This window comes from Luteibacter sp. HAY1-4A, assembly GCF_056755355.1.
On the sequence record NZ_JBNDHZ010000009.1, the window covers coordinates 49739 to 65457 of the forward strand.

At 65.9% G+C, this 15719-nt stretch carries 14 protein-coding genes; 8 read left to right on the forward strand and 6 right to left on the reverse strand.

What is annotated here, in order from left to right; genetic code table 11:
* Positions 1-14 precede the first annotated feature (14 nt).
* Entirely contained in the window at positions 15-605 is a 591-nt protein-coding gene (locus ACPYOD_RS04530) for an NfuA family Fe-S biogenesis protein (protein WP_481300537.1), read from the forward strand.
* Positions 606-718: 113 nt separating this feature from the next.
* Here ACPYOD_RS04530 and ACPYOD_RS04535 read toward each other — a convergent pair whose 3' ends face one another.
* The 6 genes from ACPYOD_RS04535 to ACPYOD_RS04560 all read right to left on the reverse strand — a co-directional run bounded on the left by ACPYOD_RS04535 (position 719) and on the right by ACPYOD_RS04560 (position 5238).
* Positions 719-1069, reverse strand: coding sequence for a c-type cytochrome (locus tag ACPYOD_RS04535; RefSeq protein WP_481300538.1), 351 nt, complete (start codon positions 1067-1069; stop codon positions 719-721).
* 17 nt (positions 1070-1086) lie between these two features.
* Positions 1087-1407 carry a c-type cytochrome gene (locus ACPYOD_RS04540; protein WP_481300539.1) on the reverse strand — a complete coding sequence of 107 codons (321 nt, stop codon included), beginning with the start codon at positions 1405-1407 and terminating at the stop codon, positions 1087-1089.
* Positions 1408-1492: 85 nt separating this feature from the next.
* Positions 1493-2725: a TraB/GumN family protein gene (locus tag ACPYOD_RS04545; protein ID WP_481300540.1), complete on the reverse strand. Its 1233-nt coding sequence runs from the start codon at positions 2723-2725 to the stop codon at positions 1493-1495.
* A gap of 22 nt (positions 2726-2747) precedes the next feature.
* A complete protein-coding gene (locus ACPYOD_RS04550; RefSeq protein WP_481300541.1) occupies positions 2748-3638 on the reverse strand; it encodes a carbon-nitrogen hydrolase in 891 nt (296 codons plus the stop codon).
* Positions 3639-3684: 46 nt separating this feature from the next.
* Positions 3685-4722 carry an agmatine deiminase family protein gene (locus ACPYOD_RS04555; protein ID WP_481300542.1) on the reverse strand — a complete coding sequence of 346 codons (1038 nt, stop codon included), beginning with the start codon at positions 4720-4722 and terminating at the stop codon, positions 3685-3687.
* A 174-nt stretch (positions 4723-4896) separates the two neighbouring features.
* Positions 4897-5238, reverse strand: a complete 342-nt coding sequence (locus ACPYOD_RS04560) for a hypothetical protein (protein WP_481300543.1) — start codon at positions 5236-5238, stop codon at positions 4897-4899.
* A 176-nt stretch (positions 5239-5414) separates the two neighbouring features.
* Here ACPYOD_RS04560 and ACPYOD_RS04565 point away from each other — a divergent pair, with 176 nt between their 5' ends.
* From ACPYOD_RS04565 to ACPYOD_RS04595, 7 genes are all read left to right on the forward strand, one after another.
* Positions 5415-7304 (forward strand): ATP-binding cassette domain-containing protein, encoded by a 1890-nt coding sequence (locus tag ACPYOD_RS04565; protein ID WP_481300544.1) that lies wholly within the window; start codon positions 5415-5417, stop codon positions 7302-7304.
* Between the two features lie 2 nt (positions 7305-7306).
* Positions 7307-8254, forward strand: coding sequence for a phosphoglycerate mutase (locus ACPYOD_RS04570; RefSeq protein ID WP_481300545.1), 948 nt, complete (start codon positions 7307-7309; stop codon positions 8252-8254).
* Entirely contained in the window at positions 8251-9963 is a 1713-nt protein-coding gene (gene recJ / locus ACPYOD_RS04575) for a single-stranded-DNA-specific exonuclease RecJ (protein ID WP_481300546.1), read from the forward strand. The genes ACPYOD_RS04570 and recJ overlap by 4 nt, the downstream gene beginning before the upstream one ends.
* Positions 9964-9983: 20 nt before the next feature.
* Positions 9984-10910, forward strand: coding sequence for a multidrug resistance efflux transporter family protein (locus ACPYOD_RS04580; RefSeq protein ID WP_481300547.1), 927 nt, complete (start codon positions 9984-9986; stop codon positions 10908-10910).
* Positions 10911-10965: 55 nt separating this feature from the next.
* Positions 10966-11421 carry a hypothetical protein gene (locus ACPYOD_RS04585; protein ID WP_481300548.1) on the forward strand — a complete coding sequence of 152 codons (456 nt, stop codon included), beginning with the start codon at positions 10966-10968 and terminating at the stop codon, positions 11419-11421.
* A gap of 158 nt (positions 11422-11579) precedes the next feature.
* Complete coding sequence (locus ACPYOD_RS04590) at positions 11580-12911, forward strand: MFS transporter (RefSeq protein WP_481300549.1); 1332 nt, start codon at positions 11580-11582, stop codon at positions 12909-12911.
* 214 nt (positions 12912-13125) lie between these two features.
* Entirely contained in the window at positions 13126-15702 is a 2577-nt protein-coding gene (locus ACPYOD_RS04595) for a dermonecrotic toxin domain-containing protein (RefSeq protein WP_481300550.1), read from the forward strand.
* The last annotated feature ends 17 nt before the right edge of the window (positions 15703-15719 follow it).

Consider the following 15719-nt stretch of genomic DNA (forward strand, 5'->3'; position numbering starts at 1 on the left):
CCTTCGGAGCCGTCATGATCGATATCTCGGAACGCGCGCAGGCGCATTTCCTGCGCCTCCTGGCGCAACAGGGCGAAGATGGCCTCGGCATCCGCCTCCGTGTGGTTGCCGCGGGTACGCCGTCGGCCCAGTGCGAGCTGGAGTTCTGCGCCACGTCGGAACTGCAGGGCGACGAATGGACCGTGGAGTGCGCAGGTTTCAACCTGTACGTCGACACGGAGAGCATGCGCTGGCTCGATCCGGCGAACATCGACTACGAAACCACGCCCACCGGCAGCCAGTTGAACATTCGCGCGCCGCGCATCAAGGGCGACGCTCCGGGCGAAGGCGCGGGTCTCGTGGAACGCGTGCAGTTCGTGCTTGAGTCGGAGATCGCGCCGCAGATCGCATCGCACGGTGGGCGCATCTCGCTGGTGGAAGTCACCTCCGAAGGCGTCGTGGTGCTGCGTTTCGGCGGCGGTTGCCACGGCTGCGGCATGGTCGACGTCACGCTGAAGAACGGCGTGGAAAAGACCTTGCGCGAACGCATTCCCGAGATCACCGAAGTTCGCGACGCCACGGATCACGAAACCGGCGAGAAGCCCTATTTCGCCAGGGCGGGTTGATTGACTGATCTGCTCTGTGTAGGAGCCGCTTCAGCGGCGATGGGAGCTCGCGCCAAGCTTGCCGGCTGCCGCCGGATCGCCGGCGTAGCCGGCTCCCACCATCGAACAGGCGCTTACTCGCCCTGGATATGGCCTTCGAGGCCCTGCAGCTTCGTCGGCATCGTGGAGAAGTACGCCGAGATGTCCTCGATGTCCTGATCCGACAGGGTGGCCGCGAAGCCCTTCATGATCGGGTTGTTGCGCTCGCCGTTCTTGTACTCGTGCAGCGCCTGCGCCAGGTAGTCGGCGTACTGGCCCGCAAGACGGGGGTACTGCGGATCGACGGAGTTGCCGTCCGTGCCATGGCAGGCCACGCAGGTGGCGATCTTGCTCTTGCCGCGCGCCGGATCGCTGGCGGCGAATGTCTGGGTGGCGGTCAGCGCGAGGAGCGCGCCGATGGCAATCAGGGAAAACCCACGGGTCATCGTTCGTCCTCGGCGGCTTACTTGGCGATGCTGGAAAGGTAGGCGGCGATATCCGCGATTTCCTGGTCGGACAGGCTCTGCGCCTGGGCGCCCATCGTCGGATGCTTGCGGTCGCCCTTCTGGTAGGCCTTCAGCGCGTTGACGATGTACAGCTCGTTCTGCCCGGCAATGTGCGGCACGTGGTACTCGGGGTAAGCGTTCGAGTAGCCGTCCACGCCGTGGCAGCCGTTGCAGGTGTAGACGAGTTCCCGTCCCTTGGCTTTGTCGCCTTCGGCATGCACTGCGGACGCGGCGCACAGAGCTACAGCAATCAGACCAACCAGTTGCAGACGCTTCATTAAGAGTTCCCTGGGTGCCGGGCGGGGCCGGGGTTGAACAGCCCCGGAAGTATAGAGGCCAGCCGCGACGGGGGACAACTCGGCCTCAGAAGAGGCTGCGGATGATATGGATGCCGGCGATGTACTCGCCCGCAATCGTGCCGATGCTGACGAGGAAGAAATTGAGCAGGGTGCGCGCGACGCGATTCTTCCACCAGCCGGTCCAGTGGGTGATGTCGTCGCGCAAGCGCTCGAAGTCCAGCACGCGCGGCTTGCGCACCCACGCCTCGGCCATGGCGCTGACGGCACCGGAGGGAATGCCCGGCCGGAACGGTTTCAACGGCGCCGCCACGAAGGCGGCCACGACGGACAGCGGATGCGCACCCGCGATCAGTGCCCCCAGCGCCGAGAGCCCACCGGTGAGCAGGATCCAGTTCTTCAAGGCATCGGCGCCGAGGGTGGGATTGCGATAGAACGCGAAGCCGATGGCGGCGAAGATCGCCAGCACCACGCCGACCGCAAGATATTTCGGCCACTTCGCTGCGGGAGGCGTGACGGCGAGATCGTCGGCGAGGGCGCGCGCGTCGCCATGCTGCTCCGCCAGTTGTGCGGTCATGCCCTTCAGGTGGCCCGCGCCGATCACGACGAGCACCTTGCGGCTCGGTGCCGAGGCGTCCATGGCCGCCGCGTTCTCTCGCAGCTTCGCGGCCATGAATTCGTCGCGCTCCGAAATCAGCGCGCGGTACAGCGGCGCGGAACCGGCGGCGAATTCGCTGAAGGCGCTTTCCAGAAGATCGGACTGCTTCAGCTTCTCGATGTCTTCCTCGGCGATGTCCTCGCGCTCGAACACGCTGCCGAGCATGCCCGCCAGGAGGCCGAAGCGCTGGAAGAAGCCCACGCTGCGCCAGGCCCGCTTGAGCGTGGTGCCCACTTCGCGGTCCACCAGCCATACCGGAACGCCGCGCGCATCGGCGCCATCCATGGCCGCTTTCATCTCGGCGCCCGGCTCGATGCCGTATTGGGCGGCCAGGCGCTTCTGGAACGAGCCGAGCACCAGGCTGGCCGCGACCATGCCGGCCTTGCCCTGCCTGATCACCTGGAACAGATCCATCTGCTTGAAGGCTTCGGGATCGCGGATGCCGTGTGCGCGGCTGGGGCAGAGCTCCACGGCCACGGCGTCGAAGGACTCCGTTTCCAGCAGGGCGTCCACCGCCTGCACGCTGGCCCGTGACACGTGGGCCGTGCCGAGGATGACGTACTCGACGCCGTCGCGCGTCATGCGCTCGATGGGTTGGCCTTCCAGGGCGGCGGGTGGCGCGACGTTCTCGGCGGGAATCATGCGGTGGGAAATCCTTGGATGGTCAGTCGCGGAAGCGCTTGGTCAGGTCGCCGTAGGCATCGATACGCCGATCGCGCAGGAAGGGCCAGATGCGCCGCACGTGCTCGCTGCGTTCCATGTCCACGTCGCAGATCAGCAGTTCGCGGCCGTCCGTGCCCGCCTGGGCGAGGAACTCGCCCTGCGGCCCGGCGACGAAACTGGATCCCCAGAACTGGATGCCGCTGCCGACGTTCGACGGATCGGCCTCGAAGCCGGTGCGGTTGCACGCGAGCAGCGGCAGGCCGTTCGCGACGGCATGGCCGCGCTGCACGGTGATCCACGCTTCACGCTGGCGTGCCTTTTCCTCGTCGGAATCGTCCGGATCCCAGCCGATGGCGGTGGGATAGAACAGCAGGTCTGCACCGGCCAGGGCCATCAGGCGAGCGCCTTCCGGATACCACTGGTCCCAGCAGACGAGCACGCCGAGCTTGCCCACCGAGGTGCTGATCGGTTCGAAGCCCAGGTCGCCCGGCGTGAAGTAGAACTTCTCGTAGAAACCCGGATCGTCCGGGATGTGCATCTTGCGGTATTTGCCCGCGATTTCGCGCGAACGATCGAACACCACCGCCGTGTTGTGGTACAGGCCGGTGGCGCGCTTCTCGAAGATCGACGCGACCACGACGAGCTTCAGCTCCTCGGCCAGCTTGCCGATGCGGTCGGTGCCGGGGCCGGGAATGGTCTCGGCGAGGTCGAACACGTCGACGCTTTCGCGCTGGCAGAAGTACGGGCCGTTGTGCAGTTCCTGCAGCAGCACCAGTTCGACGCCGGCCTTCGCGGCCTCGCGCAGGCCCGCCTCGATCGCGTCGAGGTTGGCGTCGCGGCTTCCGCGGTCGGTTTCCTGGAGGAGGGCGACCTTGAGGGTCTTGCGGGTCATGGGCGGACATTCCTCGCGCGGCAGCTGCCGCGCTTGCAAAGGTGAATCACGCGGCGACTGCCGCCGGCAGCTGCATGGTGATGCAATGCAGGCTGCCGTTCTGCCAGATCAACGGGCGGCACGGCACCTGGACCACTTCGCGGCCCGGGTGGGCCAGTCCGATGATGCGTGCCGCCTGCGCGTCGACCCGGTCGCCATAGGCCGGCACGAGCACCGCGCCGTTGACGATCAGGTAGTTTGCATACGACGCCGCGAGCCGCCGCCCTTCGTCGACGATGGGCTGGGCCCAGGGCAGCGGATGCAGCACATAGGGCTTGCCTTCCGGCGAACGCAGTTCGGCGAGTTCCGATGCCATGCGGCCCAGTTCCTCGAAGTGCGGATCGCTGGCGTCGTCGCACGCCTGGTACACGATGCCGCCGTCCTCGGAGAAGCGCGCCAGCGTATCGATATGGGCGTCGGTGTCGTCGCCTTCAAGATAGCCATGTTCGAGCCACAGCACGCGGTCGGCATGCAGCGTTTCGGCCAGTGTATCGGTCATCGTTTCGCGCGAAAGGTCGGGATGACGCTGGTTGAGACACTTCCACGTGGTGAGGATCGTCCCGCGCCCGTCGCTTTCGATGCCGCCGCCTTCCAGCGCCCAGTCGATGCGCCGGTGGGGCAGGCCGGAAAGCACGCCACGCTGCAGCAGCCCGGCAATGAGCGCATCGTCCTGGTCGGCGCCGAACTTGCCACCCCAACCGGTGAAGCGGTAGTCGTTGAGCAGCACGCCGTCCGGGCCCGTGAGGGTGATGGGGCCGGAGTCGCGCAGCCAGGTGTCGTCGTAAGGGAGTTCGATGAAATGCACGCGGGACATGTCGGCACCGGTCGCCACGATGGCGGCGCGCGCATGCTCGCGTAGCGCCGCGTCGGCCACCACGATGTGCAGGGGCTCGAAGCGTGTCACGGCGGCGGCCAGCGCCACGTACGTGGTCTCCACCTCGGCCAGCCGGTCGGCCCAGTCGGTACCGGCATGGGGCCAGGCGATGAGCACGCCGGCCTGCGGCTCCCATTCGGCGGGCAGGCGGTAGGAAGAACGGTCGGTCATGGCGGTGGGGGCAACAGAGGGTAAGCCCTCTATTCTAGCCGACTGCGGGAGCCGCTTCAGCGAGCGCTGCGAACTGTAGGAGCCGCTATAGCGGCGAGGGATGGCGCCTCACGGCTTCGTCGCTCCGTTGGCTTCTCGCCGCTATAGCGGCTCCTACAGGGCCGGGCGGGGGAGCTACCGCGGATTCGCCGGGTTGGTGTTGTTGCCCGCCGGCGTGTTCAGCACCGTATGGATCACGTGGCTGCGCTCGAAATAGACGATGTAACCGGGATACATCCAGCGGTTGATGACCGGCTGCTTGCGGCTGCCGCCGCCTCGCGCGTCCAGCTTCGACGTCGGCGCGCCGAAACGACGCTCCACCTCGGCCATGCTCATGCCCTTCTGCGGCAGGTTCATGGACTGCTCCTGCTTCACACGTTGCATGAGCAGGGTGTCGCCGGCGTGCACGGACGGAGCCACCGAGGCGGACGCCAGAACCAGCGCAATGGCGGTGGACACAGCTTTGAAGGTGTTCATGATGACTCCGTTGCGCTCCCCATGCGGCGCAGGACGCCGTTGTAACAGATCGCCCCGGGGCACGCCATGGGCGGCGCGTGGAGGATCGCGCGCCTGTGTGCTGCGTCGCGTTTCGGGGACGTGGGCGCCTGGGGCCGCTATCATGCGCAGTCGCCCGTCGCCCCCATGTGTTCACCATGATCTCGTTTCGCAATCTCGCCCTGCGCCGGGGCAGCCGCACCCTCCTGTCGCGCATGGACCTCACGATCCAGACCGGCTGGAGCCTGGGCGTCATCGGCCGCAACGGTTGCGGCAAGTCCACCCTGTTCGCCGCCTTGAAGGGCGAGTTGGAGCCGGAGGTGGGTGACCTGGACATGCCCTCGAAGGTGCGCCAGGCTTCCGTCGCGCAGGAAACCCCGGCCTTGCCCGATCCGGCCATCGACTACGTGCTGGGTGGCGACGTCGAGGTGGCCGCCGCCCTGAAAGCCGAGGCGGACGCGATGGACGCGGGAGACCTCGAGGCCGTCGCCGCCGCGCACCTGCGCATCGAGGAGGTCAACGGCTACGACGCACGGGCACGGGCCGGGCGCCTGATGCACGGTCTGGGTTTCGCCCCGGAGACGCACGAGCAGCCGGTGGCGTCGTTCTCGGGTGGCTGGCGGGTCCGGCTCAATCTCGCCCGTGCGCTCATGGCGCCGTCCGACCTGTTGCTTCTCGACGAGCCCACCAACCACCTCGATCTCGACGCCGTGCTGTGGCTGGAAGAATGGCTGCGCCGTTACCAGGGTACGCTGCTCATCATCTCGCACGACCGCGAATTCCTCGACGGCGTGATCTCGCACACGATGCACCTGCACGACGGCACGGCGAAGCTCTACACCGGTAACTACACGGCGTTCGAGCGTCAGCGCGCCGAGCACCTGCGCCAGCAGCAGATCGCGCACGAGCGCGAACAGGCCGAGCGCGCCCACCTGCAATCCTTCATCGATCGCTTCAAGGCGAAGGCTAGCAAGGCCAAGCAGGCGCAGTCGCGCATGAAGCGCCTGGAGAAGATGGCCGGTACCGAAGCGGTGCGCGCGGAACGATCCTTCAGCTTCTCGTTTCCCGCACCGGATCGCCTGCCCACGTCGATGCTGCAACTCGATCACGTCGACGCGGGTTACGGCGAGCACGTCGTACTGCGCGACATCGCCTTCGGACTCGAGGCCGGCGATCGCATCGGGCTGCTCGGGCCGAACGGCGCCGGTAAGTCCACGATGGTGAAGTCCCTGGTCGGCGAACTGGCGCCTTTGCGTGGCGAACGCGGATTCCACAAAGACACGCGCATCGGCTACTTCGCACAGCACACCGTGGAGAGCCTGCGCGAAGGTGCCAGCCCATTCGACCACCTGCAGGAGAAGGCACCGAACGCGGGTGCGCAGGTACTGCGCGATTACCTGGGCACATGGAATTTCCCCGCCGACCGGGCCTTCGAACCGGTGGACGCGTTCTCCGGCGGCGAGCGCGCGCGTCTCGCGCTGGCGTTGATCGCCTGGGACAAGCCCAACCTCCTGCTCCTCGACGAACCGACGAACCATCTCGACCTCGACATGCGCGAAGCGCTGGCCGATGCGCTGGCGGCTTTCGACGGCGCGCTGGTGCTCGTCTCACACGATCGCCACCTGCTCGGCATGGTCTGTGACGAGTTCTGGCGCGTGGCCGACGGCAAGGTGGAATCCTTCGACGGCGACCTCGACGATTACGCGAAGTGGCTGCGCAGCCGCGCCACCACGCGCAAGACGGCGGCGGTGGCGTCCGCGCCGGCCGATGCGCCGGTACAGGAATCCGCGAAAGAGAGGCGCAAGCAGAGCGCCGGGGACCGCGAGAAGGAAAAGCCGTTGCGCGCACGGGTGAAGAAGATCGAATCGTTGATCGAAAGCATGGACAAGGAACTTGTCGCGATCGAAGTGAAGCTCGCCGATCCGGCCGTCTACGAAGGTTCGACGGCCGAGCTGATGAGGCTCGGCCAGCGCCAGGCGGAATTGCGCGGCGAGAAGGAAAGCCTCGAGCTCGAGTGGCTCGGGATCCTCGAGCAGATCGAGGCCTGAGCGTGGCTGCGGTCCTCTATGTGCTGTTGCCGGGGCGCGAGAAGCTGGCCGATACCGCCGGGTTTTCGGAATGGCTCGCGCGCGGCAGCAACCTGCCGGCCGCCGTGCCCGGTTACCTCGCCGCCCTGGCCGAACACTTTCGTTGGCCACAGGGGCCGGTGCCCGCCGCGGCGTTGATCCGCCAGGCGGTTGCCGGCGATGCCGGGAATTCGCTCTGGCTTTCCGCGGATCCGGCGTGGGTGCAACCCGAACTCAACGGCGCGCGCCTGCTGGCATGCGGGAACCTGGGCCTGAGTGCGGCCGACGCGCAGAGCCTGGTGGCTGCACTGGCGGAGACTTTCGAGGCGGAAGGCATGGAACTCCGCGTCGGCGACGCGCAGCATTGGCAGCTTCGCCTGCCCGCATACGTCGAGGTACCGTCGTTTCCCGAACCCGAAGAGGCCCTTGGCGCCGACCTCTTCGAGCAGCTGCCGAAGGGGAATGACGGGCGCCGCTGGCGCGCATTGATCAACGAGGCGCAGGTGGTGCTGCACAATCATCCTGTGAACCGCACGCGTGCGGCGCAAGGGCTGCCGCCGGTGAACAGCGTGTGGTTGTGGGGGCCGGGTGCGTTGCCGGATTGGGTGGAGAGCGGTCTTACCCGGATTTATAGCGACGACTTGCTGGCGTGGGCGTTGGCCCACCGGGCCGGCGTCGACATCCAACCTCGCGCCGCCCTTGTGGGAGCCGCTTCAGCGGCGAAGGGTGCTCGCGATATAGCCGCCGAAGCGGTTCCCACCATCGGGTTGCTGGACCTGCAGGATGTGCAGCCGTCCGGCTTCGCCCGCGACTGGTGGCCCCTCATCGAAGCCCGGTTGCTCGCGGGTACGGAAATCCGTCTCGCCTTTGCCGACGGTACGCGAACGGTGCTGCACAAGCGGCACCGCCTGCGTTTCTGGCGCAAGGCATGACGGTAAAGGTCTGGCGCCAACGCGTCGCCCAGGTCGCACCGAGCGGCTGGCCTGCCCATGTGCATCCGGTGATTCAGCGCGTCTACGCCGCACGCGGCGTCTGTACGCCGGACGGCGCCGAGCACCGGCTCGCGCGCATGCTCTCGCCGGAGCTGCTCGGTGGCATGGATCGCGCCGTGGCCTTGCTGATGCGCGCGCTCCTCGACGACAAGCGTATCGTGATCGCTGGCGATTACGACTGCGACGGCGCCACCGGCACGGCCGTCGCCGAGCGTGGCCTGCGTCTGCTCGGCGCACGGCACGTAAGCCATGTGGTGCCGAACCGTTTCGTGCATGGCTATGGCCTGAGCGAAGCGCTGGTCGCCTCGCTCGATCCGTCGCCTGATCTCATCGTCACCGTCGACAACGGCGTGGCGAGCGTGGCCGGTGTCGCGGCGGCACGTGCGCGCGGCATCGCCGTGCTCATCACCGACCACCATCTTCCAGGCGACGTTCTGCCCGATGCCGACGCCATCGTGAACCCCAATCTCGCCGGCGATGGATTCCCAAGCAAGGCGCTGGCCGGCGTGGGTGTGATGTTCTACCTGTTGCTGGGCCTGCGCGGCGCGATGCGCGCCGCCGGACACTTTCCAAGCGGCGAGCCGGACCTCAGTTCGCTGCTCGATCTCGTTGCCCTCGGCACGGTAGCCGACCTCGTGCCGCTGGATTTCAACAACCGTGTGCTCGTCGAAGCGGGCTTGAAGCGGATGCGTGCGGGCAAGGCCTGTGCCGGCATTGCCGCGCTGGTCGAAGCGAGCGGCCGCTCGCTGTCCACGGTGGGTGCCACGGATCTTGCCTTCGCCATCGGGCCGCGCCTCAACGCCGCGGGCCGCCTCGAGGACATGTCGCTCGGCGTCGCCTGCCTGCTCACCGACGACGCGGGCATCGCGCGCCGCTATGCCGAACAGCTTTCCGCGATCAACCAGGAACGCCGCGACATGCAGGCCGGCATGGTGGAGGAGGCCGAAACGATGGTCGCCCGCGCGGGACACGTCGATGCCGTGGGCGTGGCGTTGTTCGATCCGGGTTGGCATGCCGGCATCGTCGGACTGGTCGCCTCGAAGTTGAAGGAGAGGCTGCATCGCCCCGTGCTGGCCTTCGCCCCCGCGGGCGACGACACCGACGAACTTCGCGGTTCAGCACGCTCGATTCCGGGCTTCCACATTCGTGACGCCCTGGCCGAGATCGATGCGAAGCATCCGGGTCTCATCCTTCGCTTCGGCGGCCATGCGATGGCCGCGGGCCTCAGCCTGCGTTCGGCCGATTTCGAGCGTTTCGCGGCCATCTTCGACGCGACGGCACGGGCGCACCTGGACGAGGAACGCCTGCAGGCGCTCATCCAGACCGATGGTGAGCTCGATTACCGCGATCACACGCTCGACCTGGCAAGGCAGCTTCGCCACGCCGGGCCTTGGGGACAAGGCTTTCCGCCGCCGGTGTTCGAAGCGCGCTTCGAATGCGCGTCCTGGAAACCCATGGGCGCCCGCCATCTTCGCCTGCAGCTGCGCCATACGCAGGGCGGCGCGCCGCTGGATGCGGTGATGTTCAACTGCTACGAGGGCACACCTCCGCCGTCGCGGATGCGCGCCGCGTACGAGCTTTCGGTCAACGACTGGCAGGGCAGGGAGAGCCTGCGCCTGCTCCTCGTCCACATGGAAGCGGTCTCCTGAATGCGAACGCGCTCAAGGCCGTGGGCATCGCGCTGCTGTCGGCGCTGTTCTTCACGCTCACCTATGTGCTGAATCGCGCGGTGGTGAGCGGCGGCGGGCATTGGCAATGGGCCGTGATCCTGCGTTACCTCATCACCTTGCCGTTGCTTGCCGTCGTGCTGCCTTTCCAGGGCGGACTCGGTGCATTGCCTCACGAGTTGCGCGCGCATCCCCGCCAGTGGCTCGTATGGAGTAGCGTTGGCTTCGTGCTGTTCGGCTTGCCTCTCACATGGGCGGCAAGCAGCGGCCCGTCGTGGCTCGTGGCGGGCAGTTTCCAGATGACGGTGCTTGCAGGGCCGTTGATGGCGCCCTTCATCTATCGCGACGAACGCGCGCGCTGGCACGCCGGCGCCCTGGCCATCGGTACGCTCATCGTCGTCGGCGTGATGCTCCTGCAGTTCGGTCATGCGCATGGTGCCTTGGATGCCTCGGCATGGCTTGCCGTTGGAGCGGTCGTGTTCGCGGCCTTCGCTTATCCGCTCGGCAACCGGAAAATCCTCCTGCACCTTGAGCGCGGCGGCACGCGACTGGGCGCGGTCCAGCGTGTGTTCGGCATGACGCTGGCGAGCTGGCCGTTGTGGTGGGTGCTGGCGATCGTTGCCTGGATCACGGTCGGGCCTCCCACGTTGCGCGAAACGCTGCTCGCCGGCGGCGTCGCGCTGTCCTCGGGCGTGATCGCCACGGTGCTGTTCTTCCATGCCACGGAACGAGTAGGGCGCCAGCCGACGGCGCTGGCCGCGGTGGAGGCGATGCAGGCCGCCGAGCTGTTGTTCGCAACCGCGATCGGCGCGGCATTCCTCCACGAGGCCGTCCCGGGTGCGCTCGCCGCCACCGGTGCGGTAGCCATCGTCGTGGGCATCGTACTGTTCGCCTGGGCCTGCGGCCGCGAAGGCGATCACGGCGCTTGACGCGCTTGCGACGCGCGAGGCGTACGCTGGAGTGGTTCTCCACTGAGGCCCGGCCATGAAAACTGTTGTCCTTGCCCTGATGCTCGGTCTGCCCGTCACGCCCCAGGCCACGCCTCCGCCGGGAGTGCACCGCGAGAACGCGCCTGCCCGGGAGCCCATGAAGCGCTTCTCGTGGCGGGATGAAGCCGCCGGCTACACCTTCGTGGCACCGCCGCGCTGGGCGGGCAAGGTGCGGGCGGAACCGCTGACGTCGAAGGAGCTCGCGACGTCGGGCGCGACCAGCGGGGTTCGCTTCGTCGAAGGATCGAAGGTATTGCTAGTGCTGCTGTCGGCGGACGCGCCACGCTTACAGGCCCTCACCGGTGCCGGCGCGTCGGAACTGTCGCGGCATGGCGACCACGTCGTGACGGTGAAGTCGGAAACCGATGCAGGAGAACTCGCTCTCACCCATGAAGAGCTTGCTTCCGCCGTGCAGTGGGACGGCGGTGAGCAGGGAACCGTTTCACGCTGAGGGTTTTTCTCAAACATGTACTAGGCCAAATGCGGTACAACGTTCCCCCGAAACATGGAGAGGGTCGTACGGATGCACGGGAAACGATGGATCGTATTGGGCACGTTGTGTTTGTGCATGCTCATGGTGGCGATGGATGCCAACACCTGCATACGGTGATGCCGACCCTGATCCGGGTCATGCAGCCGACCACCATCGAACAGCTGTGGATCGTCAATGCCTACGCTTTGACGCTTGCCGGCCTGTTGATCACGATGGGTGCGCTCAGCGATCGCTACGGTCGCCGCCGGCTGCTCCTGTGGGGCCTCGGTGTTTTCGGTCTGGCCTCTTTGCTGGCCGGCTGGGTGCACGAGCCGTGGCAGGCCATCGCCTGCAGGGCGCTGCTCGGGGTGGGCGGTGCGATGATCATGCCGAACATCCTCTCGCTTATCCGCACCACCTTCACCGATCCGAAGGAGCGCACGATCGGCCTCTCGGCCTGCGGCGTGGCCGGTTGCGTAGGTGCCGCCATAGGCCCCGTGCTCGGTGGTGTGCTCGTTCAGGTCTTCCACTGGCAGGCAGCGTTCCTGATCAACGTGGCCGTCGTGCTCGTCGCCGCACCCCTGGTGCTGACCTCGGTGCGGGAATCGAATTCGCCGGACGACCGCCCATGGGACTGGACCAGCGTCGGACTCTCGTTCGTCGGCATGACGGCGCTCGTGCAGGCGATCAAGGTGGTCGGCAAATCGGGCCGTCTCTCCGCGGAATCGCTGGTCCTGTCGACGGCGGGCATCCTCTCGATGATCTGGTTCGTGCGCCGCCAGTTGAGCCGGGACGATCCCTTGCTGGATGTGCGGCTCTTTGGCCTGCGCACGTTCACCGTCGGCATCGGCGTGTACGCCATGGTGATGTTCGCCCTCAGTTCCACCATCTACCTGGCCTCGCAGTGGCTGCAATTCGTGCACTCCCAGAGTCCCGCAGATACGGGACTCTGGTTGCTCCCGGCGACCGTGTCCGCCTTGCTCGCGGCACTGGCGGTGCCGTACTGCCTGCAACGCTGGAAGGTGCGGGACGTCATAATCGTCGGCATGCTGTGTATCGCCCTGGCTCTGTTCGTGCCGAGCCTCAACGTGACGGGCTCGCTTTGGGTGTTCTCCGCATCGCTCGCTTTCCTCGGCGCGGGCGTAAGCCTGTCCCTGTCCAGTGCCACCACGGTGGTGATCATGGCGGCGCCCGGGGAACGTGCGGGCAGCGCGGCTGCGGTGCAATCGACGGCGTACGAGGTGGGTAACGTGTTGGGTATCGCCATGATCGGCAGCCTCGCGGCCAGTCTTTCCAGCCGCATGACGCTGATGCTGCAGGCGTCGGTTCCGGCGGAAGATGTCTTCCATCTGGCTTTCGATCATGCTTTCTCAAGATCGTGTCTTCTGCTCGGTGCCGTCATGCTCGCGTCCGCCATGCTGACCTTCATGCTGCTGCGAGAACGTCCGGCCGTATCCGAAAGTTATTGAAGATGACGTTCGACCTTGGCCGGCGTAGGCGAAGCGGAAGGTGCCGTTCGCCTTGAGGTTTTCTCGCAGACGCCAAGGGTTTCGCCGACAGCGCGAACGTTTCGTGGCGGATTATCGTGATGGGCTCCCAACATCATATGGGTTGCCTCCCATGCATCACCTGTTTTCCATTGCGCGACGCGGAGTCGTAACCACCGCGCTTGCCCTAGCGTCCATGCTGCCCACCGCCGCCAGTTCAACGCAGACAATCACGCCAGTACAGGACGACGAGAACACGCTCGGCAACGGGATCGACAGGACGGCCGGTGCTCAGGGAATCGCCGGTGCCGCATCCACTGACAGCCGGGGCTCGCTGCTGGCGGTTTCCGCTTTTGCACCGGTGTTCGCCACGCCGCAGGATGCCCGTGCGTACTGGATCATGGCAGTCCGGGCGTACGCCTCGCCGATGCCCGATGCGCGAGCGACGGCAAAGGCCTTCATTCAGGAACGACTGGGTATCGACGGAGACGCCTATGTCATCGCGCACTTCGCGACACCGCAGTTGCGGTCCGAAGGCAGTGCCGACAGTACCATCAAGCTCACCGATGCATTGATGAAAGCGTTCCCGGACCATTCCAGGCACACATTCTTCGCCCAGGTCTCGGATGCCGTTGGGGGAATAACTTCGGGCGGTGCCGAAAGCCCGAGCCCGCTCGCGTTCACGGAGAGCATTCTCGCGTGCAGGACGGCGGGAGAATGTTTCTCGCGGATCGGCAGATTCCTGTGGAGCAGGACGGGGCCGGGGTACATCTACAATACGTTTATCGGCACGGGTAACGTCATCGATACGGTCCGCGAGGATCTGCGTCCGTTGGACGAGGCTTTCGGCATTTTCCCGATCGCAGCGACTTTCCTTCCAGAGCACGCCAGTTCGCTGCTCCTTTCGGAAGTCCTCGACACCTTCAGGGAGCAGGGTGTATTTGCGGAACTTCCCTTTATCCAACGGCTGAACCTGTCGCTGGACACCTACTGGACCACGTGCAGATCCGACTGGCCGACGCTTGCACGCTATCGGTTCGTTCACCAGGCGCGCTGGGCGCGAGGCCGCGGCATCCTGACACAAGAGCAGTACGAACTGGTCATGCGAGGAGGCGCGCCGAACGTCTCCCTGGATGGGCCGATCACTTTGCAGCAATTGCGCAGTTCGCCTCCCGCTGGCGGTGTCGGCGCCCGGCGTTTCGACATAAACGGATATGCAGCCAGTAACATCGTGCGCTTTGTCGCAGCCGACGGAAGCGAAGTCATGTACGTCGCCTACGCGGCGTCGCCCTTCGTGGTCTTTCGCAACGAAGACGAACTTCGGCAATGGGTGGTTCGACAGGCCCGGGATCCAGGGTCCCTCGATGAGTTGCTGTCGGACTTTTCGATCTACGACAAGCAGGACGGTGTGTTCCGCACAGGCGTGACGCGGGGGCTGGCCAATCTCGCCGAGTCCAGGTGGACCGCCGACGGCACGACGATCGACCGGAGCGGTGCCCTTATCGACGGCGATGTCTTCGACGACATGCGCGCCCAGGTCGAAGCGCGGTTCCGCGACGACACGCGCATGCAAACCCGCACATCGTGGGACGCCTGGCGTACCACTATCAACCGGACGGCCACCCTGGTCGGTCCCCTGGGATACCTTCCACCGTTGGCCATTCCTGTCCAGGCCGGTACCGCGCTCGCCGGCCTTGGCACGGGAATCGACCTCGGAATCAACGGCAGGACGGCGGATGAAAGAAGGGCTGCCCTGGAAGGGGCGGTGATGACCGTCGTTACCAACGCCACCGTGGCGCTCACAATCGGCAGGCCCCGCCTGGTGGTGGAAGGTGTGGAAGAACCCGAATCCCCCGAGTCCACGAGTTCCGTGTCGACATCCCTGACGTCGCTATCGCCCGAATCCGTTCGGAGCGGCGAGGCCAGGGTCGGTTATGTCCTGGATCCTGTCGCGCCGGTGGAAGGACAGGATCCGCCGAGGCGCCTGTTCGACCCGCTAGGCAACGATCCCAGGCCCCCGTTCAATCTTCGGGAGCAGGGATTCGGTTATATCGTGCAGACCCTGCCCAGGAGCACATTGGAACGGTCAAGGGCGATCATCGAGCTGAAGAAGGCGGAAATCGATGAAGCGCGCCATCGCCTGGATGACTTCCGGACGGATTCGTTGATGACCAACCAGGTGTGGAACAGCATTTCCCTTGATCATTCGCTCGTCTATCGGGTGGATTCGCGAACCCCGCAACAGTTGTTGGCCGCGGGAGGGTTCGGCCCTTCCAGGGAGTTCAACGATATCCGGCCGATGCTCATGCAACGATCCGCCATGGGTAGCGGCTCGCTCGCCGCCAGCAACATCGTATTCCACGAGTGGCAGACGGGTTACCCCATGGCGCCGACCTTTCACCAGTATGCGGTCTGGACCGACGGTCGTGCCGTGGCATCCGCTTCGGACAACAGGGTGCCGGGAACGTACGACGCGATATTGGACGAAGTGCATTTTCCCGCCGATGTCCCGGCGACGGATATCTATGTCATCGATTCGTTCAATCCGGCTTACGCCGAAGCGATCGCGAAGATTTACGAGTCCCGTTATGTTTCCACACCCTATGGTGTCTCCCTCGAGGTGTTCAACGAATATCTCGGGGGCCGGCTGGATATCGATGCTCCGAACCGTTTTACTCCACAGCGCTTGAACGACGATTTCGGTGTGCCGGCGCCCTCGCCGACGGTCCCCACTCGACGGGCAGCGTCCTTGCCAACCCCTTTCGTCCAGTGAGTTCCATCCGTTGCGTG

Bases quoted from the DNA above. Each gene is read 5' to 3' on its own strand.
- ACPYOD_RS04595 (WP_481300550.1), top strand. From the start codon at position 13,126: ATGCTGCCCACCGCCGCCAGTTCAACGCAGACAATCACGCCAGTACAG.
- ACPYOD_RS04540 (WP_481300539.1), bottom strand. From the start codon at position 1,407: ATGAAGCGTCTGCAACTGGTTGGTCTGATTGCTGTAGCTCTGTGCGCC.
- ACPYOD_RS04535 (WP_481300538.1), bottom strand. From the start codon at position 1,069: ATGACCCGTGGGTTTTCCCTGATTGCCATCGGCGCGCTCCTCGCGCTG.
- ACPYOD_RS04555 (WP_481300542.1), bottom strand. From the start codon at position 4,722: ATGACCGACCGTTCTTCCTACCGCCTGCCCGCCGAATGGGAGCCGCAG.
- ACPYOD_RS04530 (WP_481300537.1), top strand. From the start codon at position 15: ATGATCGATATCTCGGAACGCGCGCAGGCGCATTTCCTGCGCCTCCTG.
- recJ (WP_481300546.1), top strand. From the start codon at position 8,251: ATGACGGTAAAGGTCTGGCGCCAACGCGTCGCCCAGGTCGCACCGAGC.
- ACPYOD_RS04550 (WP_481300541.1), bottom strand. From the start codon at position 3,638: ATGACCCGCAAGACCCTCAAGGTCGCCCTCCTCCAGGAAACCGACCGC.
- ACPYOD_RS04560 (WP_481300543.1), bottom strand. From the start codon at position 5,238: ATGAACACCTTCAAAGCTGTGTCCACCGCCATTGCGCTGGTTCTGGCG.
- ACPYOD_RS04590 (WP_481300549.1), top strand. From the start codon at position 11,580: ATGCCGACCCTGATCCGGGTCATGCAGCCGACCACCATCGAACAGCTG.
- ACPYOD_RS04585 (WP_481300548.1), top strand. From the start codon at position 10,966: ATGAAAACTGTTGTCCTTGCCCTGATGCTCGGTCTGCCCGTCACGCCC.
- ACPYOD_RS04545 (WP_481300540.1), bottom strand. From the start codon at position 2,725: ATGATTCCCGCCGAGAACGTCGCGCCACCCGCCGCCCTGGAAGGCCAA.
- ACPYOD_RS04565 (WP_481300544.1), top strand. From the start codon at position 5,415: ATGATCTCGTTTCGCAATCTCGCCCTGCGCCGGGGCAGCCGCACCCTC.